At 68.4% G+C, this 21,835-nt stretch carries 21 protein-coding genes; 11 read left to right on the plus strand and 10 right to left on the minus strand.

What is annotated here, in order from left to right:
- Window positions 1-23: 23 nt before the first annotated feature.
- Entirely contained in the window at window positions 24-950 is a 927-nt protein-coding gene (locus RCP37_RS08655) for a hypothetical protein (protein ID WP_308486476.1), read from the plus strand.
- Between the two features lie 14 nt (window positions 951-964).
- On the opposite strand, the gene RCP37_RS08660 is transcribed toward RCP37_RS08655, so the two are convergent.
- Entirely contained in the window at window positions 965-2,509 is a 1,545-nt protein-coding gene (locus tag RCP37_RS08660) for a leucyl aminopeptidase (protein WP_308486477.1), read from the minus strand.
- Between the two features lie 9 nt (window positions 2,510-2,518).
- Complete coding sequence (locus RCP37_RS08665; protein WP_308486478.1) at window positions 2,519-3,607, minus strand: adenylate/guanylate cyclase domain-containing protein; 1,089 nt, start codon at window positions 3,605-3,607, stop codon at window positions 2,519-2,521.
- A gap of 156 nt (window positions 3,608-3,763) precedes the next feature.
- Between RCP37_RS08665 and RCP37_RS08670 the strand changes: the two genes are divergently transcribed.
- The 3 genes from RCP37_RS08670 to RCP37_RS08680 all read left to right on the plus strand — a co-directional run bounded on the left by RCP37_RS08670 (window position 3,764) and on the right by RCP37_RS08680 (window position 7,890).
- Entirely contained in the window at window positions 3,764-5,458 is a 1,695-nt protein-coding gene (locus RCP37_RS08670) for a hypothetical protein (RefSeq protein WP_308486479.1), read from the plus strand.
- A gap of 207 nt (window positions 5,459-5,665) precedes the next feature.
- Window positions 5,666-6,760, plus strand: coding sequence for a glycine cleavage system aminomethyltransferase GcvT (gcvT, locus tag RCP37_RS08675; protein ID WP_308486480.1), 1,095 nt, complete (start codon window positions 5,666-5,668; stop codon window positions 6,758-6,760).
- 23 nt (window positions 6,761-6,783) lie between these two features.
- Entirely contained in the window at window positions 6,784-7,890 is a 1,107-nt protein-coding gene (locus RCP37_RS08680) for a branched-chain amino acid aminotransferase (RefSeq protein ID WP_308486481.1), read from the plus strand.
- A gap of 15 nt (window positions 7,891-7,905) precedes the next feature.
- Here RCP37_RS08680 and RCP37_RS08685 read toward each other — a convergent pair whose 3' ends face one another.
- The 6 genes from RCP37_RS08685 to RCP37_RS08710 form a co-directional block, all read right to left on the minus strand.
- Window positions 7,906-8,253 carry a hypothetical protein gene (locus RCP37_RS08685; protein ID WP_308486482.1) on the minus strand — a complete coding sequence of 116 codons (348 nt, stop codon included), beginning with the start codon at window positions 8,251-8,253 and terminating at the stop codon, window positions 7,906-7,908.
- Window positions 8,254-8,504: 251 nt separating this feature from the next.
- Window positions 8,505-10,058, minus strand: a complete 1,554-nt coding sequence (locus RCP37_RS08690; RefSeq protein ID WP_308486483.1) for a hypothetical protein — start codon at window positions 10,056-10,058, stop codon at window positions 8,505-8,507.
- 81 nt (window positions 10,059-10,139) lie between these two features.
- Window positions 10,140-10,346, minus strand: a complete 207-nt coding sequence (locus RCP37_RS08695; RefSeq protein WP_308486484.1) for a hypothetical protein — start codon at window positions 10,344-10,346, stop codon at window positions 10,140-10,142.
- Window positions 10,347-10,471: 125 nt separating this feature from the next.
- Window positions 10,472-11,206, minus strand: coding sequence for an adenosylcobinamide-GDP ribazoletransferase (locus RCP37_RS08700; RefSeq protein ID WP_308486485.1), 735 nt, complete (start codon window positions 11,204-11,206; stop codon window positions 10,472-10,474).
- Window positions 11,203-12,261: a nicotinate-nucleotide--dimethylbenzimidazole phosphoribosyltransferase gene (gene cobT / locus RCP37_RS08705; protein WP_308486486.1), complete on the minus strand. Its 1,059-nt coding sequence runs from the start codon at window positions 12,259-12,261 to the stop codon at window positions 11,203-11,205. Before cobT ends, RCP37_RS08700 begins: the two co-directional genes overlap by 4 nt.
- A gap of 31 nt (window positions 12,262-12,292) precedes the next feature.
- Window positions 12,293-12,970 (minus strand): DUF3043 domain-containing protein, encoded by a 678-nt coding sequence (locus tag RCP37_RS08710; RefSeq protein WP_373693129.1) that lies wholly within the window; start codon window positions 12,968-12,970, stop codon window positions 12,293-12,295.
- Window positions 12,971-13,039: 69 nt separating this feature from the next.
- On the opposite strand from RCP37_RS08710, the gene RCP37_RS08715 reads away from it, so the two are divergent.
- The 3 genes from RCP37_RS08715 to RCP37_RS08725 all read left to right on the plus strand — a co-directional run bounded on the left by RCP37_RS08715 (window position 13,040) and on the right by RCP37_RS08725 (window position 15,723).
- Window positions 13,040-14,170: a glycerate kinase family protein gene (locus RCP37_RS08715; RefSeq protein WP_308486488.1), complete on the plus strand. Its 1,131-nt coding sequence runs from the start codon at window positions 13,040-13,042 to the stop codon at window positions 14,168-14,170.
- 97 nt (window positions 14,171-14,267) lie between these two features.
- Entirely contained in the window at window positions 14,268-14,624 is a 357-nt protein-coding gene (locus RCP37_RS08720; RefSeq protein WP_024440524.1) for a HesB/IscA family protein, read from the plus strand.
- Between the two features lie 124 nt (window positions 14,625-14,748).
- On the plus strand, window positions 14,749-15,723 hold the full coding sequence (locus RCP37_RS08725) for a carbohydrate kinase family protein (protein ID WP_308486489.1): 975 nt from the start codon (window positions 14,749-14,751) through the stop codon (window positions 15,721-15,723).
- A gap of 60 nt (window positions 15,724-15,783) precedes the next feature.
- On the opposite strand, the gene asnB is transcribed toward RCP37_RS08725, so the two are convergent.
- On the minus strand, window positions 15,784-17,730 hold the full coding sequence (gene asnB, locus RCP37_RS08730; protein WP_308486490.1) for an asparagine synthase (glutamine-hydrolyzing): 1,947 nt from the start codon (window positions 17,728-17,730) through the stop codon (window positions 15,784-15,786).
- Window positions 17,731-17,924: 194 nt separating this feature from the next.
- Between asnB and ctaC the strand changes: the two genes are divergently transcribed.
- From ctaC to RCP37_RS08750, 4 genes are all read left to right on the plus strand, one after another.
- Entirely contained in the window at window positions 17,925-19,004 is a 1,080-nt protein-coding gene (gene ctaC / locus RCP37_RS08735; protein ID WP_373693130.1) for an aa3-type cytochrome oxidase subunit II, read from the plus strand.
- Between the two features lie 10 nt (window positions 19,005-19,014).
- Complete coding sequence (locus RCP37_RS08740) at window positions 19,015-19,434, plus strand: cytochrome c oxidase subunit 4 (RefSeq protein ID WP_308486492.1); 420 nt, start codon at window positions 19,015-19,017, stop codon at window positions 19,432-19,434.
- Between the two features lie 130 nt (window positions 19,435-19,564).
- Complete coding sequence (locus RCP37_RS08745; RefSeq protein WP_308486493.1) at window positions 19,565-20,464, plus strand: MmpS family transport accessory protein; 900 nt, start codon at window positions 19,565-19,567, stop codon at window positions 20,462-20,464.
- An 11-nt stretch (window positions 20,465-20,475) separates the two neighbouring features.
- Window positions 20,476-21,102 (plus strand): DUF2561 family protein, encoded by a 627-nt coding sequence (locus tag RCP37_RS08750; protein WP_308486494.1) that lies wholly within the window; start codon window positions 20,476-20,478, stop codon window positions 21,100-21,102.
- Window positions 21,103-21,129: 27 nt separating this feature from the next.
- On the opposite strand, the gene RCP37_RS08755 is transcribed toward RCP37_RS08750, so the two are convergent.
- Complete coding sequence (locus tag RCP37_RS08755) at window positions 21,130-21,813, minus strand: pyridoxine/pyridoxamine 5'-phosphate oxidase (protein WP_308486495.1); 684 nt, start codon at window positions 21,811-21,813, stop codon at window positions 21,130-21,132.
- Between the last annotated feature and the right edge of the window lie 22 nt (window positions 21,814-21,835).

Below are 21,835 nucleotides of genomic sequence, written 5' to 3' on the forward strand. Positions count from 1 at the left end.
GAAGCGTCACTAATATCTCGCGGGTGCCCGCTGAGCAGATCGCTGCAGCCTGTGAGCTGTGGACCGGCTTCGACATATCGATCGTGGCCCGCAACTATGCCCAACTAGCCGGTTTGCTGGCCGGTTTCGCGTTCGTCGTCATCAATCTGGTGCTCGATCGCGCGTATCGGCGTCGGAGCGACGGGCATTCGCCGGACCCGCGCGAGGTCGAGCACGAGACCCTCACCGGGGTCGCGCTGATGAACGCATTTCTGGGGCTGTTCCTGACGGCGGTGCAATACAGTCTGCTGGCCGGCGAACAGGGGTGTGCGGTCGGCAGCGGTCGAGCCGCATCCGCAGAACTGTTGGGCGCCATATCATTTGTGGCCTCGCTCTACATTTTGCTGTACGCGGTCGTGCAGTTCGTGTCGGGCAGCGCCGGCACGCTGATCAGACATTGCGTGTTCATCGTGGCGGTCCTGGTCCCGCCGATCGCGGTGTTCTTCGTGGAGGCGACGCTGACGGACCTGGCGCTCTCGCTCGGTGACCAGCAGACGCATCAGCCGTTGCAGCCGCTGTGGGACGACGCCAACCGACTGTCTGTGCCCATCACGGTCGCCATCGCGGCGTTCTGTGCGATCGGGTGGTTCCTCGGACGGGCACGACGGCGCAGCGAATCACCGACCGGGCCCATGGCCGGCCGCATCCGTACCGCATTCCCGTACTTGAGCACCGTGGTGATCATCGCGGCGATCGTTCGCTCGATGGCGGCGCTGCCGAAAACCGATGTGACGTCCCATCTGAACTCGACAGAATCCTGGCTGTGGGTTGCCGTGTTCGCCGTGTTGATGTTGGTGCTCAGTACGGCGCTGTCGTTTCAACAGGGCGTCGAAAACCCCGCGAGGCCGCCTCGCCCGGTGCAGAAGGCGCAGAGCCAGGACGACGCGCAAGACGCGGCAGCCCCGGCCTGACTCTCGTCCCTCGGTTACCCGTTCGCGGCGATGTCTTCCAGCACCGCGAACATGGTGCGGGTCGGCACCCCGGTGCCGCCCTTGCCGGTGTAGCCCCAGGGGCCGCCGGAGTTGTAGGCCGGTCCCGCAACGTCGATGTGGACCCAGTCGACTCCGTCGGCCACGAACTCACGCAGATACACCCCGGCGACCAGCATCCCGGCGAAACGCTGACCGCTGACGTTGGCCAGGTCGGCCACCGTCGACTTCAGCTCCTCTTTGAGCTCGTCGGGCAGCGGCATCGGCCAGCCGTTCTCGCCGACGGCCTGCGAGATGGAGGCCACCCGATCGCGGAACTCGTCCGAGCCCATCACGCCGGGAATGCGTGCGCCCAGTGCCACGGTCTGCGCACCGGTCAGCGTCGACGTCTCGATGAGATAGTCCGGGTTGTCCTCGCAGGCCCGCACGATCGCATCGGCCAGGATCAGCCGGCCCTCGGCGTCGGTGTTGAGCACCTCGACGGTGATGCCGCCGTACTGGGTGAGCACGTCGCCCGGGCGCTGCGCGGTGGATGACGGCATGTTCTCGGCCATCGGCACCGTCGCGGTCACGTCGATCGGCAGGCCGCGGCGGGCGGCCAGCACCACCGTCGCGATCACCGCAGCCGCCCCGCCCATGTCGGAGGTCATGTGGTGCATCGAGGCAGCCGGCTTGATCGAGATGCCACCGGTGTCGAAAGTGATGCCCTTGCCGACCAGTGCCACCTTCTTGGCGCCGTCCGGGTCGTCGAGCAGGCGTGATCCGCGGTGGATCAACCGGACCAGACGTGGCGGGCGCGAGGAGCCCTGACCTACACCGATCACTCCGCCGTAGCCGGCCTCGGCGAGCGCCCGCTCATCGAGCACCTCGACCTCCAGGCCGGCCGACTCGCCCAGCGCCCTGGCGCGGTCGGCGAACTCAGCGGGAAACAGGTGACTGGGCGGGGTGTTGACGAAGTCTCGGGCGGTGGCCACCGCGGCGGCGATGTCGGCGCCGCGCGCCGCCTGGGCCTCGGCGTCGGCCGCGGTGGACAGCACGGTCACCGCCCGCAGGCCCGGTTCCTTGGGGGCGGTCTTCTCGCTGCGGAACGCGGTGAAGCGGTAACCGCCCAGCAGCAGTCCCTCGACGCTGGCGGCGAGCACCCCGTCACCGGGCAGCCCGCTCAGCGCACTGATCACCGTGGCGGTGCCGTTCAGGGAACGTGCGGCATTGCCGGCGGCCCGGCGAACGGTGTCGGCCGACCAGGAATCGCGCGCCTTGCCCAGCCCGACGGTCACCACGCTGGCCACCGGCAGTGACGCCACCACCAGCCGGTTCACCTGCTCACTGCCGCCCTTGGCGCCCAGCGCGCGCAGTCCCGCCTCGATCTCGGCGATTGCCTCGGCGGGCAGCGCCGGCTCGGTAGTGGCGACCGACGCGGTGGACTCGGAGTCGTCGTCGGCGGCAACGACCGGCACGATCAGCACGGCCTCATCGGCGTTCGAGGGCAGCGAGGCGGCGACGGTGACGGAGGGGGCGGGGTATCCGGGTTCGGTGCTCACAAGCACACCCTAACGATCTGGGTTCGGGTGCAATTGGTACGCCGGGACGGGCTCGTCGAAACCCTTGAGCGTCAACGGTTCCTGAAGGGTGGCCGGCCAGTCGGGGAGTTCTTCGCGGACGCAGGTCGAGGCCAGCACCTGGCCGGGTACGGCCGCATCCACCAGGCGCGCGGCCAGATTGACCGGGGTGCCGAAGTAGTCGCCGTTGATCGCCAGCATCTCGCCGTAGGCCACCCCGGCGCGTACCTGCAGTCCGGCTTTGCGGGCCTTGGGATGGTCGACAAGGTCGATCGCGGCCCGCGCCAGCAGATCCCCGGTCGCACTCACCCACATCACCGCGTCGCCGATGAACTTGACCACCCGCCCGCCGTCGCAATGTACGACGTCGGCGACGGTGCCGGCGAAGTCGGTGAGCAGCGTGGCCAGCTCCGCGGACGTGAGGACTTGAGTCAGCGCAGTGAAACCGGTCAGGTCGGCGAACCCGACACCGCACATCAGGCTGGCCGCCGGCCCACCGGCCAGCCCCTCGAGGAATGTCCGGTGGCTGACCTGATGCTGGCGGTGGACGGCGTCGATCATCGCGCCGATGCGCGGGATGTAGGCCGCAACCGAGCGCCAGGCCCGCGCGGTACGTAGCTCGTCGCGGGTGTGACCCAACCACATGTCGGGCTCGCTGAGCCGGATCATCGACGACTCGGCCTCGGCCAGCCGTGCCATCGTGGCGCCCAACACCCGCAGAAAGCCGTCGACCGGCTCCCCGAGGTAGGACCGCATCTGGACCCAGGTGGCCAGCCCGTCCACGTCGGCCTGGCTCAGCGCGGGCGTGTCCGGGTCGGGGACGGTGAGCCCGAGCATCCGCCAGGCCTGCGCGACGTCGTCGACCGGCAGGCTCAACGCCTCGGCTGCGGTGCGCAATGTGTAGGCGGGTGGGCCCGAACGGCCCACCGCGTCACCGGCCAGGCCGAACAACCGGCCGTGGCGCTCGGCCTCGGCCATCTCTTCGGCGGTGAAGCCGAGGCCGTCGAGGTACTCGATCAGCCCCGCACGGCCCCTGGCATCAGCGATACCGGCAGCTTCGAGCGCATCGAAGTCGACCACGGGACAAGTCTGCCAGCGATGAGGTCAGCTCGTCAGCCGAGTCTCAGATGGCCTCGACAAAAATGAACTGAATCACTGGCTGGCGGATATCAGTCCATAATATTCCGCTATAGTGCTAACTCCGTCGGTGGTTAATGTTGAAAAGCTGAGGTGAACATGAGATTTCCTGGTCGTCGCCCCGGTGGTGCGCAGGTCAAGACGCGGCGTTGCGCGGTGAACGTTGGTGGGGTGATGGTTGCTGCGCTGGCGGTCGGGATGACGCCGCTGGTGCCGGTTCCGCAATCACACGCTGACGTCGTCCCTGATGCGTTAGATCCGTCGTTCTGGAACAGCGATCCTTGGGGATTCGAGCTGCCTGGGTCCGCGGCGGCCGGCGACCTGGCTGTTGGCTGGCATGACGACCTCTATCTGCCGCTGCATGACCTGATCGAAGATTTCATCCACAATTCGGCAAATGCGGGTTTGCTCAGCGTGATCAATTCACCGTTCGAGCTGCTGTTCGGCCGGGGACTGATAGCGGACGGTCTAGACGGCTTGACCATCGGAAACGGCAGCATCAACGGCACAGCCGGTGGCCTCTTGTTCGGCGACGGCGGTAATGGCATCGATGGCGGCTACGGTGGCGCGGCCGGCATGTTCGGCAACGGCGGCGCCGGCGGTAACGGTACCGTCGCTCACTTCGACGGCGGTGGCCAGTTCGTCGACGCGGCGCCCGGTGGCGCCGGAGGTCGAGGAGGATGGCTGTTCGGTGACGGTGGTGACGGCGGCTTCGGTGGTCCCGGCTGGCCCGAAGGCAGCGGTATTCACGCGACGCGCGGCGGCGACGGCGGTGCTGGTGGCGATGGCGGCTGGTTCGGTTTTGGCGGCCACGGTGGCGCCGGTGGCGGCAGTTATCTAGGCGCTCAGGGTGGTTTTGGCGGTTGGGGCGGCAATGCCGGCTTCCTTCTGGGCAACGGCGGCAACGGCGGTGCCGGTGGTATTGCGCCGATGCCCGGCGGGTCCGGCCTGCCCGGCACGGGCGGTTTGATCGGAATTAACGGCATCTGGGATGAAGGCAGCGGTAATTTTGATCCCGGTGATGATTCTAACCCTAGTGGTCCGTGGCCGGTTCTGGAGAATCCGGTGAGTATGACCGCCAAGGATTGGTACAAATCATACGTCGATGACTACTACAAACCCCTGTTGTCGAGTCTGGGCAATCAAACAACCACTACGCTTCCGGATTGGTACAAGTCGTATCTAGAGAATTATGAATCGACTCTCCTGAACTCCACGGTGGCTGCAATTCAGAGTCAGTACGGCGTGGCGAATGCGAACTGGGCGAGATCGTTCCTGGAAAGCTATTTCGACCACCTCTTCGCTGATGACTTCTGGCTCGCGATGAACTACCGTCCTGGTATGGACCTCGACGAGTGGGTTGCTCAGTACAACTCGCTTATGGCGACCCGCCAGGCCGACGCGCTAGAAGCGCTGTGGCAGGCACGGATTGCTCCTCCCTGGCTGGATCCGATCGGGAATCCGCAGGGCTGGAGTTTCTGGATGTCCTCGTTGTTGATGACCAGCGATAATTTACGCATGGGCAACTACAGCGGCAACTGGCTTTTGAATAATCCGGTCAGCCAAACTCTCTACTGGGCGGGGGAGCGTGTCGAGAATGTGGCAACCTGGGCTGGCACGCCTATGCGTAATTTCTTGATTGGCATCGATGAGCAGATCAGGGCCGCCGATCGTGACATCGTAAACGGCAATATCTCTACATCGAATAATCCGATTATCGCCGTGGGTCGGTTCTTTTATGGAATCGGTTCGGGGATCAGCGGTGCTTTCGATATGTTGATCCCGGGTTCCTAAGTGCTGCGGCCATAGATTGTGACCGCGATGCGCCTGGCGTAGTGGCGGGATATTGGCATTTGGGATTTGTAGGGCCGACGCTGCCGTGATCAGGCTGGAACGGGTGCCGCGTGGGCCCTGGCCCGCACCTTTTCCGCAGCAGGATCCGCCTGATTGGCCATCTACCCGTGTGCACCGGTGCCAGCGCCGCGATTAGGCTGGCTCGTCGTGAGCGAACTGCAACACGGACCCCTGGAAGATCGCCACCGCGCGCTGGGCGCCAGCTTCGCCGAGTTCGGCGGGTGGCTGATGCCGGTGTCCTACGCCGGCACCGTCGCCGAGCACAATGCCACCCGCGACACCGTGGGCCTGTTCGACGTCAGCCACCTGGGCAAGGCGACCGTTCGCGGTCCGGGCGCAGCGGCCTTCGTCAATGCGACGCTCACCAACGACCTGGCCAGGATCACGCCGGGACAGGCCCAATACACGTTGTGCTGCAACGAGTCCGGTGGCGTAATTGACGACCTGATTGCCTACTACGTCTCCGACGACGAGATCTTTCTGGTGCCCAACGCCGCTAACACCGCGGCCGTGGTGACTGCTCTGCAAGAAGTGGCCCCGGCCGGGGTGACGATCACCGACGAACACCGTTCGCGCGCGGTGCTGGCGGTGCAGGGCCCGCGCTCGACGGACGTGGTCGCCGGTCTCGGCCTGCCGACCGAGATGGACTACATGGCGTTCGCCGATGCGGTGTTCGCCGGGGTGCCGGTCCGAGTGTGCCGGTCCGGCTACACCGGTGAACACGGCTACGAGCTGCTGCCGGAGTGGGAATCGGCGGGGGTGGTGTTCGACGCACTGGTGGAGGCGGTGCGGCAGATCGGCGGTGAGCCGGCCGGCCTGGGCGCCCGCGACACCTTGCGCACCGAGATGGGGTACGCGCTGCACGGACACGAACTGTCGCCGACCATCTCGCCGCTGCAGGCCCGCTGTGGATGGGCGATCGGCTGGAAGAAGGAATCGTTCTTGGGCCGCGACGCGCTGCTGGCCGAGAAGGCTGCGGGCCCCGCACGGCTGCTGCGCGGCCTGCGCGCCACGGGTCGGGGAGTGTTGCGTGCCGATCTGGCCGTGCTCGACGGTGACCGCCGGGTCGGGGTCACCACGTCGGGCACGTTCTCGCCGACGCTGAAGGCCGGCATTGCGCTGGCACTGATCGACACCGACGCGGGCATAGAAGATAGTGGACGGCTCGATGTCGACGTCCGCGGCCGCGCCGTGGAATGCGAGGTGGTGACCCCGCCGTTCGTCACGGCAAAAACCCGCTAGCGCACCGGTTATACAATCGCTGCATGACGAGCAGCCTCCTCGAGTTCCACGTGTCGGTCACCGCAAACCCGACACCCGACGAGGTGCGCGAATCCATTTTGGCGGAGCCGGGTTTCGGCAAGTACCACACCGACCACATGGTGTCGATCGACTACACCGTGGATGCCGGTTGGCACAATGCGCGGGTCATCCCGTACGGGCCCATCGAACTGGACCCGTCGGCCATCGTCCTGCACTACGCGCAAGAAGTGTTCGAAGGGCTCAAGGCTTACCGCTGGACGGACGGATCGATCGTCTCGTTCCGGCCCGAGGCCAATGCTGCCCGGATGCGCGCCTCGTCGCGGCGGCTGGCCATCCCGGAACTGCCCGACGAGCTGTTCATCGAGTCGCTACGGCAGTTGATCGCCGTGGACGGAGCCTGGGTTCCGGCGCCGGGCGGCGAGGAGTCGCTGTACCTGCGCCCGTTCGTCTTCGCCACCGAGCCGGGGTTGGGGGTGCGCCCGGCCAACGAGTACCGCTGCTTGGTGATGGGCTCACCGGCTGGGGCGTACTTCAAGGGCGGCATCAAGCCGGTGAGTGTGTGGCTGTCGACGGAGTACGTGCGGGCCTGCCCCGGCGGTACCGGCGCCGCCAAGTTCGGCGGTAACTACGCCGCGTCGCTGGTCGCCCAGGCGCAGGCCGCCGACAACGGCTGCGATCAGGTGGTGTGGCTGGATGCGGCCGAGCGTCGCTATGTCGAAGAGATGGGCGGGATGAACCTGTTCTTCGTGTTCGGTACCGGTGGCTCGGCGCGCCTGGTCACTCCGGAGCTGTCCGGCTCACTGCTGCCTGGCATCACGCGGGACTCGTTGCTGCAGTTGGCAATTGATGCGGGATTTAGTGTCGAAGAACGCAAGATCGATGTCAGCGAATGGCAGAAGAAGGCGGCTTCCGGCGAGATCACCGAGGTCTTCGCCTGCGGGACGGCGGCTGTCATCACTCCGGTGTCGCAGGTCAAATCAGCAGACGGCGAGTTCACCATCGCCGACGGCCAGCCCGGTGAGGTCACTATGGCGCTGCGCGACACGTTGACCGGAATCCAGCGCGGCACCTTCGCCGACACTCACGGGTGGATGGCTCGGCTCGACTGAGCCGGAGTTCAGCCCTTAGCCAGGTGTACCGGGAGTGCCGGGCGAGCCGTCGGCACCGCCCTGGCCGCCCGCACCGCCGTTGGCGCCGAAGCCGTCGGTGACGCTGGCGCCGGTGCCGCCGACCCCTCCGACACCACTGGCGCCCGGGTGCGCAACGCCACCGCCTCCGCCGGTCCCACCCCAGCCGCCGGTCGCGGTGCCCTGGGTAGCGGTGGTCGCGTCGCCGCCGGCGCCGCCCACGCCGCCCGCGCCGCCGGTGTGGTCGTTGTAGCCGTCACCTCCCGCGTCGACGAAGCCGTCGGCGGTGCCGCCGGTGCCGCCGTCACCACCGCCACCGCCGAGTGCGCCCTGACCGATAATCACGGTGCTGCCTCCGGTGCCGTCACCGCCGACGCCCCCGGCACCGCCGTCGCCGCCCGTGCCGCCATGGAAGGCAAAACCGCCGGTCCCGCCTGCTCCACCGCGACCTCCGACGCCGTAGCCGCCGCCGTAGGCACTGATTCCGGTGCCGGTCCCGCCTTCGCCGCCAACCCCGCCGGCACCGCCGGTGCTGCCGACTCCGATTCCGCGACCGCCTTCGCCGCCAACCCCGCCGGTACCGCCTACCCCGGCTATCAGGCCGGTGATGTCGCGGCCACTGCCGGTGCCGCCGGCACCCCGGCGCCGCCCGCGCCGCCGGTGCCGCCGGCACTCCCGACGCCACCGCCTCCACCACCGCCTCCACCAGCAGTGGTCCCCGAGGTGGCAACGGCCCCGATGCCGCCCGCGCCGCCCGTGCCGCCGCCGTCGGCGCCGCCGTGGCCGCCGTTGCCCCCTGCACCGGTGCCGGCAACGCCGAACCCCGAGGTCCCACCGGCGCCGCCGACGGCACCGGTGGCATCTCCGATTCCGTTGCCGCCCGCGCCACCGTCGCCGCCGGCCCCGCCGAACTCACCGAAGCCGCCCCATCCACCGCCGTTGCCGCGGCCCGCGGAGTAACCGTCGGCGCTGGCGTCTCCGCCGTCACCGCCCCGGCCGCCGGCACCGCCGGTCCCGGAGTAGATGTCGACGAGGCTGCTCCCGCTGCGCCCGCCGCCCCAGCCGACGCCGCCATCGCCGCCATTGCCGGAGGTGGTGCCGCCGCTGCCGCCGTGGCCGCCGTTTCCACCGGCCCCACCTCCGCCGCCGATGCCGGTGACGGTGGCGCCGCCGTTGCCACCCAATCCGCCGTAGCCGCCGTCACCGCCGTCGCCGACGGCAGCCGCGGACCCGCCGTTTCCGCCGTTGCCACCTGCTCCACCGATCCCGCCGTCACCGAACAGTGCGACGCTGTTGCCGCCGTTGCCGCCATACCAGCCGTCGGCGCCCGCTGCGCCGGCTGCGCCGTTGCCGCCGTTACCACCATGTCCGCCTGCTCCGCCGTTGCCGAACAGCCAGGCCACCGCGTTACCGCCGTCCCCGCCATAGCTGCCGTTGAAGCCGGCGGCACCGTCTCCGCCGTCACCGCCGGCCCCGCCGTGGCCCATATAGGTGCCGCCGTTGCCGCCGTTGCCGCCGTCGCCGGGATAGTCTCCGGACCCGAAACCGCCGCCATGGCCGCCGTCGCCGCCGTTGCCGAAGAAGCCGGCGTTACCGCCGTTGCCGCCCCAGCCACCGACAGCGGTGCCGCCGTCGCCGCCATCACCGAACCACAGCCCGCCGGCCCCGCCCATGGCCTGTTCGTTGGTGCCGCCATCGATCCCGTCGGCGCCGTTTCCGATCAGCAACTGACCATTGCCGAAGGTCTCGTTGATCCAGGTGCTGATGTCGATACCGGACTGAGTGGCCAGCCAGGCCTGGCCGGCGTCGTGTACCGGTGTGTAGATCCAGGTATCGAACAACTCGGCCATGGTGGGGGCGGCCGGCGACAGCGCCAGCCCGGGGCTGGCAGGGCCGCCAAGGTTTGACAGCAACCCAGTCCAGTCCGCTGTTTCAAAGCCGCCGGTGCTCTCGACGCTCAGCCACGACCAGCTCGCCGGATCGAACAGGTCGACGATCCAGTCGGACTCGGCCTGGGCCGGGGCTCCGGCCAGTGGGCTCATCCCGAACGCCAGGAAGGTACCTGCCGCGCTACCCAGCCCGATGAGCCGGCTGCGGCGGATGATGGTTTGGGTCTGGCAACGATCTGTATTGCGCCGGCGACCAGGCATGATCCGCTCCCTTAACAGAATCCAAACATCTGATAAGCGTCGATGCTATGGCTGTTGAGAAGGAGGGCCTGCAGTAGTCGACTACTGCACTTTTGGCGGCGGCGGCGGGGTCAGCTCACCGGATCCGGTGGTAGACCGGGCGTCGTCGGCAACCGGTGACAAATCCTCGGCAACGCGCTCGCAACAGTCGGCGTAGGCGTCGTCGACGTCGTCGTCATCCGCGGTGCCGTCGGACATCGCCTTGCGTGATTCCCGACTCCGCTTGCTGTAGTTCTGATGGCGCGACATCCAGTTTTCCTCCCGGACGACGATGTTAATGGCCGCCGCAATTTCTACAAAGACCATTTGGGTGTAACACATTGTTCCGGAGAAATATCCGGAAATCCGGAAAGGATGCGAAATTGACGCGGGAGTCAACCGCTGGTCAGAGCGGTGAGCGCGACCGCGACCAACGCTGTCGTCCACTCGATTACTGCTCCGAGGACATCGCCGGTGATGCCACCAAGGCGGCTTACACAGCGTTTTACCAGCATAGCGGCGCAACCCAGGGCCAGTGCGACGGCAACCGGCCCATGCCACGGCGCCGCGCCGGCAGGTATCGCCCCGGCGAGCAGTGCCGCCACCCAGGCGGCCGCCACCGGCAGCGGCTGACTGCCGGCCACCGTCGCGCCCAGCATGCTTCCGGCGGCGGCCGGCACCGAGCGCCGGCAGGCCCACACCGCGGCCACCCGGCCCGCGCAGACCGCGAGCACGATCTGCCCGGCGCCCAGCACCGGGAAGGTCGTTGCCTGCAGGCCGACCACCAACACCACCGCGACGACCCCGAACGGTCCGGTCGAGCCCTCGCGCATCACCTGCAGCGCCTGCGGGGCGGGCCGGGCGCACCCCAACCCGTCGGCCGTGTCGGCCACCCCGTCGATGTGCAGTCCACGAGTGGCGGCCAACAGCGCCGCCACGGCCAGTAGGCCGGTCACCGGGCTGCCCGGGCCGAAGGCGTACCCACCGGCCCACACGACGGCCGCGGCCAGCGCGCCGAGAGCGGCGCCGACAATTGGGAACGCGGTCATCGCCCCGCGGCCCGGCGGTCGGTCAGTGGAAACAGGAAGAATCGTCCCGAACGCGAAAGACGCTCCCAGGGAACCGATCACGATGATCGTTCGCTGACGCCGGCCTCGGCGAACGTCGACATGGAAGCCAACGCCGCGACTGCGGCGCGCAGCACCGGCAGTGCAACCGCGGCGCCGGTGCCTTCGCCCAACCGCATCCGCAGGTCGAGGATCGGCTCCAGGCCCAGCGCCGCGCACGCCAGCGCATGCGCCGGCTCCGGCGAGCGATGACCGGCCTGCCACCAGGCCCGGGATCCAGGCGCCAACCGGTCGGCCACCAGGGCAGCAGCCGTCGAGGCCAGGCCGTCGAGCAACACCGGGGTGCGCCGTATAGCGGCCTGGGCGCAGAACCCCGCCAACGCCGCCAGATCGGCGCCACCGCAGCAGCGCAGCAGCGCAAGCGGATCGGCGTGCTGCGCCCGGGACCGAAACAGGGCGTCGCGCACCGCCGCGGTCTTGCGTGCCCAGCCGGCGTCATCGATGCCGGTTCCGTGGCCGACCACGTCGGAAGGCTCGGCGCCGGTCAGCCCGGCAGTCAATGTGGCTGCGACAGTGGTGTTTCCAATCCCCATATCGCCGGGAATCAGCAGATCCGCGCCGCCGTCGACTTCCTCGTCGGCGATGCGCCGGCCGGCCTCGACCGCGGCCAGGGTCTCCTCGGGGGTTAGGGCGTCCTCGCGGGTGATGTCACCGCTGCCGCGGCGCACCTTGTAGGCGCCGGGCTCTCTCGACATCACGGGGGAGTCGGTCACACCGTCATTGACGGCGATGTCCACCACCCGTACCCCGGCCCCGCCGATCGCGGCCAGCGCGTTGATGGCCGCCCCGCCGCGGTCGATGTTGGCGACCATCTGCGCCGTCACCTCCGCGGGGTAGGCAGACACCCGTCCCCGGGTTACCCCGTGATCGCCGGCGAACACCACAACGCGGACACGCTCGAACTGTCGTGGGGGACACTGCCCTTGACAGGCCGCCGCCCACACCGAGAGGTCCTCCAGTCGGCCCAGTGAACCCGCGGGTTTGGTCAGCGAGTCCTGCCGGGCCCGGGCGGCGGCTGCCACCGCGGCATCGGGTGGGCTGACCGGTGGGAAATCCACGGATTCCAAGGTTGTCGGCCCCGATTCGGGCTCAGCCGAGGCGTTCGCCGCGTCGCACCTGCGGACGCGGTGCGCGCATGCGGCGCAGCGTGGATGCGCGGCTGGCGGCGTAGAGCCCCAGCTTCCAACGGCTTTCGACATTGTCGGGGAACTTGGCGTCGGCCATCCGGCCGGCCTTGCGGGCCACCAACACCCCGTCGACGGCCATCAAGACCATCAGCAGCATCATCGCCGGCGAAATGTAGTACTGGACTTGCGGGACCGCCATCATGATGAACATCAGCCCCAGCGCGACCGGCATGAACAGGCCCAGCAGGTTGTACCGGGCGTCGACGATGTCGCGAACGTACCGGCGCACCGGGCCGCGGTCGCGTTCCAGCAGCGCCGCCTCGTCGCCGGCCAGCATCCGTTCGCGGCGGTCGGCCATCCGCTCACGGCGCTCGGCCTTCGCGATCCGGCGTTCTTCCTTGCTCAGCTTCGGGCCGGCCAGCGACTTGCGCCGGGCCCGGGCCTCCGAGGAGGTCATCGGGGCCGGTGCCACCGGGCCGCGACGCTTGGCCGCGGCGCTGCGCTTGGGGGTCGGCCGGCCTTTGGGCGCGGTCACGCCGCCACGAGCGGCGCCCGCAGACTGGCCGCCGTCGAGAGAGACGGCGGAGACCACGGACTCAGCGGACTGAGTCTCGTCTTTTCTGCGCCCCGGCAACTTCACGCCCGCCAGATTACTTGCCCGGTCCGCCCGGCCTGCGTCGCCGTCCGCGCGGCTCTATACGCTGCAGTGATGGCTGATCACCCGGGTTCCGGCGGCTCGGCCGGTCCTCGGGCGCGCACGCTTCGGGTGCTGATCGCGCCGGACTGTTTCGGCGAGACTCTGACCGCAGTGCAGGCCGCCGCCGCCATCTCGACGGGCTGGCACCGCAGCCGACCCCACGACCGGCTGGCGATCGCACCGCAGTCCGACGGCGGCCCGGGCTTCGTCGCGGTGCTGGCCAGCGCGCTGGGCACGGTGCAGCAGGTTCGGGTCAGCGGGCCGCTGGATGACCCGGTCGACGCCGAATGGGTCTGGGACGCCGCCGCCAAAACGGCCTATCTGGAATGCGCCCAGGCTTGCGGGTTGGGAGTGCTCGGCGAGCCGCCGTCGCCGCGGACGGCGCTACTTGCCCACAGCGCCGGCGTGGGACAGCTCGTCACCGCCGCGCTGGCGGCGGGGGCGCAGCGAATCGTCATCGGACTCGGCGGCAGTGCGTGTACCGACGGTGGTCGCGGCATGGTCGATGAACTGGGCGGCCTGGCCGCTGGACGTCGGCGGCTCACGGGCGTCGAATTGGTCGCCGCCTGCGATGTGGAATATCCGCTGCTGGGCCCCTGGGGCTCGGCCCGTGTGTTCGGGCCGCAGAAGGGCGCCGACGCCGCCACGGTCGCGGTACTCGAAAGCCGGCTGGCAGCCTGGGTGACCGAACTGGACGCCGCCGCCGGGTGGGAGGCCAGCGCTGCGTCGGGAGCCGGGGCAGCGGGCGGAATCGGCGCGGCCGTGCTGGCGCTGGGCGGCACCATCGAATCCGGGTCCGAGATCGTGGCCCGCCACACCGGTCTGGAGGCCGCGCTCGCCGACACCGACGTCCTGGTCACCGGCGAGGGCCACTTCGATCAGCAGTCGCTGCACGGCAAAGTGGTCGGTTCGCTGGCGGCCGCGGCCCGGGCGCGGGAGATACCGCTGCTGGTCCTGGCCGGACAGATCAGCCTCGACGAACCCGCACTACGGGCGGCCGGGGTGCTGGCCGCCCGGGCAATCGCCGACTATGCCGGATCCGTGCGGCTGGCCCTGATCGACGCCGCCAACCAGCTGATCGGGCTGACCAGCGCCACAGCGGCACAGATCGGTGGCCGTCCGGCCGGTTCGCCGCCTCGGTAGGGAACACGTTGGCGCAGGGTATCGTTGTTGTGGTGGGTTCGAACGCCTCCAGGGGAGCCGGACCCGCCCCCATGATCAACCGCAATAGGGAGACGCAATGACTGTCCAGGATCAGTCGACCACCGAGTCTCACGGCGTGGTCTTGACCGATGAGGCCGCGGCCAAGGTGAAGGCGCTGCTGGAACAGGAGGGTCGTGACGACCTGACCCTGCGGATCTCGGTCCAGCCGGGCGGCTGCGCCGGCCTGCGCTACAACCTGTTCTTCGACGACCGCAGCCTTGACGGTGACGTGGTCGCGGAGTTCAACGGCGTCACGCTGACCGTCGACCGGATGAGCGCGCCGTACCTGCAGGGCGCCGAGATCGGCTACGCCGACCAGATCGACAAGCAGGGCTTCACCATCGAGAACCCGAACGCCGGCGGCTCGTGCTCGTGCGGCGACTCGTTCAACTGAGCACCTGATTTCATCTCCTGCGCCGAGGGTTTTGTGCTGCCCGGCGGCGAACAGGTGGCACTGGGCCGCTACCGTGGGTACCCACATCCAGGCCCAGTGGTGACGATATGAGGGGGATTGTTCAGTGACGATTGCGGTGACCGGTTCGATTGCGACCGACCATCTGATGCGCTTTCCGGGTCGGTTCTCCGAACAGCTGCTGGCCGATCACCTGCAGAAGGTTTCGCTGAGCTTCCTGGTCGATGACTTGGTGGTGCACCGGGGTGGCGTGGCGGGCAACATCGCCTTCGCCATCGGTGTGCTCGGTGGTGACGCCGCCCTGGTCGGCGCCGCCGGTGCTGACTTCGCCGACTACCGGCAGTGGCTGGTGGCGCACGGCGTCGACTGCGACCATGTGCTGACCTCGACCACGGCGCACACCGCCCGGTTTGTCTGCACCACCGACCAAGACATGGCCCAGATCGCGTCGTTCTACCCGGGCGCGATGTCGGAGGCCCGCAACATCTCGCTGGCCAAGCTGGTCGAGACGGCCGGAAAGCCGGAACTGGTGATCGTCGGGGCCAACGACCCCGAGGCGATGTTCTTGCACACCGAGGAGTGCCGCAAGCTGGGGCTGGCGTTCGCCGCCGACCCGTCGCAGCAGCTGGCCCGCCTGACCGGGGATGAGATCCGCAAGCTCATCGACGGTGCCACCTACCTGTTCACCAACGACTACGAGTGGGACCTGCTGCTGTCCAAGACCGGCTGGACCGAGGCCGACGTCATGAAGCAGGTGGGGCTGCGGGTGACCACCCTGGGCGGCGACGGCGTCGACATCGTCTCCCCGGACGGTTCCCGCGTGCACGTCGGCGTGGTTCCGGAGAAGTCCCAGACCGACCCGACCGGGGTCGGCGACGCGTTCCGCGCCGGCTTCCTCACCGGACGTAGCGCCGGGTTGAGCCTGGAGCGGTCCGCGCAACTCGGCTCGCTGGTGGCGGTGCTGGTGCTGGAGTCCACCGGAACCCAGGAATGGGTGTGGGACCGTGCCGCCGCGGTGAGCCGCCTGGCGGATGCCTACGGCGACGCCGCCGCCGCCGAGATCGACGCGGCGCTCAAGTAGCCAGACCACAGCGAAGGCCCCCGAATTCCATCGAATTCGGGGGCCTTCGCCGTTCGCGGCTCACAGCCGCACGGGGTAGTCCGGCTCCCTGATGGTCGGCACCACGGTGTGCTCGACGAAGATCGCGTGCCACAGCATGAAGATCAGCACCGTCCACAGCCGACGGCTGTGATCGGCGGTGCCGACGCGGTGCTCGTCGAGCATCGTGCGCACCGCTGCGACATCGATCAGGTGATCGGCTCCGGTGGCGTCCACCATCGCGTACGCCCACTCCAACAGCTCACCGGCGCGCAGCCAATGCCGCAGCGGCACCGGGAAGCCGAGCTTGGGGCGGTGCAGCACATGCGCGGGAATGATCGGCTCCAGCGCACGGCGCAGTGCGTACTTGGTGGTGGTGCGGGTGATCTTGGCCGACACCGGCAGGCGCGACGCCACCGCGAACACCTCGGGGTCCAAGAACGGCACCCGCAGCTCCAGTGAGTTGGCCATGGTCATCTTGTCGGCCTTGACCAGGATGTCGCCGCGCAGCCAGGTGAACAGGTCGATGTGCTGCATCCGGGCCACCGGGTCCCAGCCCGCCGATTCGGCATACAGCGGGGCGGTGACGTCGGTGTGGGTCCAGTCGGGGGAGAACCCGGGCAGCACCGCACGCAGTTGCTCGTCGGAGAAGCTGCGTGCGTTGCCGTAGTAGCGCTCTTGCAGGGTGAGCGACCCGCGGTGCAGCAGGCTCTTGCCGCGCATGCCCTCGGGCAACGGCCGCGACGCCTTCCCCAGCGATCGGCGCACCGGTGCCGGCAGGTAGTCGAACGGGCGAAGCGACAGCGGCTCGCGGTAGATCGTGTAGCCGCCGAACAACTCGTCGGCGCCTTCGCCTGAGAGCACCACCTTGACGTGCTTGCGGGCTTCGGCGGCGATGAAGTACAGCGGCACCAGGGCCGGGTCGGCGACCGGGTCGTCGAGGTACCAGACGATCTCGGGCAGGGCGGCGACGAACTCGGCCGGGCTGACCACTTTGACCACGTGCCGGGCCCCGATCGCCTCGGCGGACGCGGCGGCGACGTCGACCTCGGAGAAGCCCTCCCGCTCGAACCCGGTGGTGAAGGTGATCAGGTTGGGGTTGTGGCGCATCGCCAGTGCGGCGATCGCGGTGGAGTCGATCCCGCCGGACAGGAACGCGCCGACGGTGACGTCGGCCCGCATGTGCTTGGCGACCGAGTCTTCGAGCACCGCGGTGATCTCGTCGTAGCGTGCCTGCTCGGTGTCGCGGGTGATCGGGGTGGCGTCGAACCGCGGCCGGAAATAGCGGGTGGTCTCCGGCTCACCGCCGGGACGAATCCGGGCGTAAGAGCCCGATTCCAGGCGGCGTATACCGCGGTGCAGCGTCTCCGGTTCCGGCACGTACTGCAGCACCGTGTAGTGCTGGACGGCGCGGGCGTCGATGGTGGTGTCGAATCCCACCACGTCGGCCAGGTCCAGCAGGCATTTCTTCTCGCTGCCCACCACCGTGCCGCCCGGGCCGGACGCCATGAACAGCGGCTTGATCCCGAACGGGTCGCGGGCGCAGAACAGCTCGCCGGCCACGGTGTCCCACACCGCGAAGGCGAACATGCCGCGCAGCCGCGACAGCACCTCGACACCCCAGTAGTGGTAGCCCGCGACGATCGCCTCGCCGTCGCCGTCGGTGGCGAACACCGCGCCGTGCTCGGCGGCCAGCTCTTCGCGCAGTTCCAGGTAGTTGTAGATCTCGCCGTTGAACACCAGCTCGTAGCGCTCGGGAGCCTCTGGGGGACCCCACCGCATGGGCTGGTGCGAATGGGCGATGTCGATGAACGAGAGCCGGTTGAACCCGAACACCACCCGGTCGCCCGCCCAGATGCCGCCTGGCTCGTCCGGACCACGGTGGCGCATCAGGTGGGTTGCGCGCGACACCGCGCCGGCGACTTCGGCCACATCAGGGCCGGGTGTCGTGCCGGCCGGGGCACACACGAAGGCCAGCAGTCCACACATCGGGTCCCAGTATGCCGCACCGGTATCGGCGTTGAACTGCGAAGGCCCATGTAGGCCTGCGAAGAAGCTGTGGAGCCAGATGAGGCGGTCAACACACTGGGGTGGCCAACCGGCAGGTACATCAAACCTCGGTGATCCGGGTGGTCTACGCTGCGTAGTATTCGACTGCTCCGCCGGGTCAGTCGGCCCGTTCTGTGACTCGAGGAGGCACCAACGTGACACGTCGCGGGCAGGGCGTTGCACATCGCCGTCTGCTTCGACCGCTGACCGCGGTCAGCGTGCTCGGACTGCTGGCGGTAACGCTCAGCGGTTGCAGCGTCGACTGGACCGATGTGGTCGGTTTCGGCTGGCCCAAGGGCATCACGCCGGAGGCTGAGGCCAACTACCAGCTGTGGATCGGCATGGTCATCGCTTCGGTGGTGATCGGTGGCCTCGTCTGGGGAATGATCTTCTGGTCGATGATCTTCCACCGCAAGAAGGCGACCGACACCGAGCTGCCGCGCCAGTTCGGCTACAACATGCCGTTGGAGCTCGGACTCACCGTCGTGCCGTTCCTGGCCGTCGCGGTGATCTTCTACTTCACCGTCGTGGTGCAGGAGAAGATGCTGCACCACGAGCCCAACCCCGAGGTGGTCGTCGACGTCACCGCCTTCCAGTGGAACTGGAAGTTCGGTTACCAGAAGGTCGACTTCCACGACCACACCCTGACCTACGACGGCGTGGACCAGGTCCGCAAGGACGCGATGACGTCCAAGCCCGAGGGCGTGGACGCGCACGGCGAGGAACTGGTCGGGCCGGTGCAGGGCCTCAATACCGAGGACCGCACCTACCTGAACTTCGACAAGATCGAGACGGTCGGCACCACCAGCGAGATCCCGGTGCTGGTGCTGCCCAGCGGCAAGCGCATCGAGTTCGTGCTCAACTCGGCCGACGTCATCCACGCTTTCTGGGTGCCCGAGTTCCTGTTCAAGCGTGACGTCATCGCCTGGCCCGAGCGCAACAACCAGGTGAACACCTTCCAGGTCGCCGAGATCACCAAGGAAGGCGCGTTCGTCGGCCACTGCGCCGAGATGTGCGGCACCTACCACGCGATGATGAACTTCGAAGTCCGGGTGGTTTCGCCCAATGACTTCAAGGCCTATCTGGATCAGCGCATTGCCGGAAAGACCAACGCCGAGGCGCTGGAGGCGATCAAGCAGGAACCGTTGGCGACCACCACGTTCCCGTTCGACAGCCGCCGTGGCCTGCTAGCCCCGCAAGCCAGCAACAAGTAGGGACAACCGCATGCGCATCGAATCCAGGCTGTTCGAGTTCGTCGCCACCTTCTTCCTGGTGGTCGGGGTGATCTACGCGGTGCTGACCGGGAAGTTCGCCACCGGCGGTGTGGAATGGGCCGGCACCACCGCGCTGTTCCTGACCGGAATGATGGCCATGATCGTGGCCACGTTCTTCCGGTTCGTGGCACGGCGGCTGGACACCCGGCCCGAGGACTACGAGGCGGCCGAGGTCAGTGACGGCGCCGGCGAGTTGGGCTTCTTCAGCCCGCACAGCTGGTGGCCGATTCTGATCGCGCTGTCCGGGTCGGTGGCGGCCGTCGGGATCGCCCTGTGGCTGCCGTGGCTGATCGCTGCCGGTGTGGTGTTCGTGTTGTCGAGCGTGGCCGGACTGGTCTTCGAGTACTACATCGGCGCCGAGAAACACTGACCGGATCTTCGCCGCGGCCGCCGTGTCGACCCGCTTGGGTAGGGTTGCCGATGCACAATGACCAACGGTGGTTGATGTCGACCGCAACCGGTCAGGTCGTGGCGCGGCGGTTTGAAGAGGATAGGCGGGAATGAGCGGGCCGAATCCCCCGGAGGCGGGCTCTGGAGACGAGGGCTCCGGCAACGGTCAGCCGGCCCCAGACATGGCCCCCGACGCAGGTGCGGGCGGGGAGATTCAGCCGCTGGACGATGTGACGGCCACCCCGGCCGCCGCGCCGGCAGACAACACCGCGTACTCGCAGGCCTACTCGGCGCCCGAATCCGAGCAGTTTCTGAGCGGCCCCTACGTTCCGGTGGATCCGCGGCTCTACGACTACGACACCTACGACGTGCCCGACGAACCGGAGCCGGGAGCCAAGACGCCCCGGTGGCCGTGGGTGGTCGGTGTCACCGTGATCATCGCCGCGGTCTCGCTGGTGGTGTCGGTGGCATTGCTGTTCGCCCGCACCGAAACCCACGATCTGGCGACGCCCGCCACGACGAGCAGCACGGTCTCGGTGCCGCCGGTACAGGACGAGATCACCCGGACCAGCACCAGCACCACGGTTCCGCCGCCTCCGCCGCCCAGCAGTGAGGAGCCGCCGCCTCCGCCGCCGCCGAGCAGTGAGGAGCCGCCGCCTCCGCCGCCGCCGAGCGAGGAGCCGGCGCCGGAGCCATCGACCACGACGCAGGAGACCACCACGACCACGCCGCCGAAGCCGCTGCAGGTGACTTATTCGGTGACGGGCACCAAGGCGCCGTTCGACCAGATCACGATCACCTACGTGGATGCCTCCGGGCAACGTCGTACACAGCGCAACGCCTACATCCCGTGGTCGCTGACCCTGACCCCGATCTCCCAGTCGGAGATCGGTTCTGTGGAGGCGACCAGCATGCTGCGGTTGAGCAAACTCAACTGCTCGATCACCAGCAGTGACGGTAGGGTGTTGTTCTCCAACAGCAATGAAGCACCGGCGACGAGCTGCGGATGACCGGCGGGAACATGGTAGATCGATTCATTCGACCGGGGCAGTCCCCGGAGGTCACTGACCGCATCCTGCTGGGCGCGTGCGCCGCGATCTGGCTGACGCTGCTGGGCATGAGCGTGGCGGCCACGGTGGCACTCGTGGATCTCGGGCGGGGCTTTCACGAGCCGACCGAGGGCTCGCACAGCGGCCTGCTCTACATCGTGATCGGCGTCTCGGCGTTGGTGATCCTCGCGGCCATCCCGGTGTTGCTCCGGGCGCGCCAGCCCGGTCCGCCGCGGCCCCCCGGGTTCCCGCCTCAGGCGCCGGCCAAGCCGCCGCGCCCGAACGCCCAGGACGCTCCGCTTCAGCAGCCCGGGTTCGACGCTCCGGGCCGGCGGGCGGCCGGTACGCGCCAGGTGCTGCCCAACCAGGCTCAGGTTGACCGGGTGTTGCTGCGTGGCATCACGGTGCTGGGCGCCGCGGTGGGCGGCGCGTTGACCTTGGTCGCGTTGGCCACCTATCTGATGGCCGTCGGCAAAGACACCGGCTCGTGGGTCTGCTACGGATTGGCCGGGGTTGGTGCTGCCGCCATGCCGGTGATTCCATGGCTGTACCTACGCCGGCTGGGTGACGTACTGGAACTGCCGTCTCGTTTCGGCTGAGCGGCGCCGTCGTCGCGGCGTCCCTGGCTACGGCCAGAGCAGTGTCGTTGACCAATTCGTGTCATCGTCCCGTTCATATCGCAGCCTGCGGTGCCGACGGCTAGCGTCTGCCTGCCAGAATTCGACGGCGTCGGCCCGTACCGCATACGACACCCACTCGACAGGAACCAGGGTGGGGGAGCGCTCGAGCTCCAGATGCGCCTTGGCGAGTGCCTCACTGATCTCTGCCGAATCGGCGTAGGGCTCGCTCTGCCGGCCGGTGAGCACCATCGCGCGGGCGCCTTGCGAGCGGGCCAGGAAGTCATCGGTGGTCACCGAGGGTGGGTCCGGCAGCGCCATCCCGTCGACCCTGACCTGACGGCCCAGTGCGGGCCAATAAAAGGTCAGTGAGACAGCCGGATTGCGGGCCAGATCGGCGCCCTTGCGACTGGCCGAACTGACTCCGAAATGCCAACCGGCGGCATCGATGTCCTTGAGGATCAGCACCCGCGCCGACGGCCGCGCCAGGCCCGTCCCGGCTGCCGCGCCGACCGTGGACAACGTCATCGCGTGGGGTTCCACGACGCCGCTGTCGACAGCGTGCAGCAGCCATTCGATGAACAGTGCGACGGGATCGGCCGGTGCTTGCGCCGGGTCGAATTCCGGTGCCGCACCAACCAAAACGGGCAGCCCGCGCAAGAGATTGCGCAGGCTGCCCGATGGAGCCGGCATGGGGGCCCTGGCGGGCCCGTCA

Origin of the sequence: Mycolicibacter sp. MU0102 (assembly GCF_963378105.1) — a bacterium.
Taxonomy (GTDB): Bacteria; Actinomycetota; Actinomycetes; order Mycobacteriales; family Mycobacteriaceae; genus Mycobacterium; species Mycobacterium holstebronense.

Coding starts and splice junctions, on each gene's coding strand:
- RCP37_RS08670 (WP_308486479.1), top strand. CDS start 3,764: ATGAGATTTCCTGGTCGTCGCCCCGGTGGTGCGCAGGTCAAGACGCGG.
- RCP37_RS08745 (WP_308486493.1), top strand. CDS start 19,565: ATGAGCGGGCCGAATCCCCCGGAGGCGGGCTCTGGAGACGAGGGCTCC.
- RCP37_RS08720 (WP_024440524.1), top strand. CDS start 14,268: ATGACTGTCCAGGATCAGTCGACCACCGAGTCTCACGGCGTGGTCTTG.
- RCP37_RS08680 (WP_308486481.1), top strand. CDS start 6,784: ATGACGAGCAGCCTCCTCGAGTTCCACGTGTCGGTCACCGCAAACCCG.
- RCP37_RS08715 (WP_308486488.1), top strand. CDS start 13,040: ATGGCTGATCACCCGGGTTCCGGCGGCTCGGCCGGTCCTCGGGCGCGC.
- RCP37_RS08690 (WP_308486483.1), bottom strand. CDS start 10,058: ATGCCTGGTCGCCGGCGCAATACAGATCGTTGCCAGACCCAAACCATC.
- RCP37_RS08740 (WP_308486492.1), top strand. CDS start 19,015: ATGCGCATCGAATCCAGGCTGTTCGAGTTCGTCGCCACCTTCTTCCTG.
- RCP37_RS08750 (WP_308486494.1), top strand. CDS start 20,476: ATGGTAGATCGATTCATTCGACCGGGGCAGTCCCCGGAGGTCACTGAC.
- asnB (WP_308486490.1), bottom strand. CDS start 17,730: ATGTGTGGACTGCTGGCCTTCGTGTGTGCCCCGGCCGGCACGACACCC.
- RCP37_RS08695 (WP_308486484.1), bottom strand. CDS start 10,346: ATGTCGCGCCATCAGAACTACAGCAAGCGGAGTCGGGAATCACGCAAG.
- RCP37_RS08755 (WP_308486495.1), bottom strand. CDS start 21,813: ATGCCGGCTCCATCGGGCAGCCTGCGCAATCTCTTGCGCGGGCTGCCC.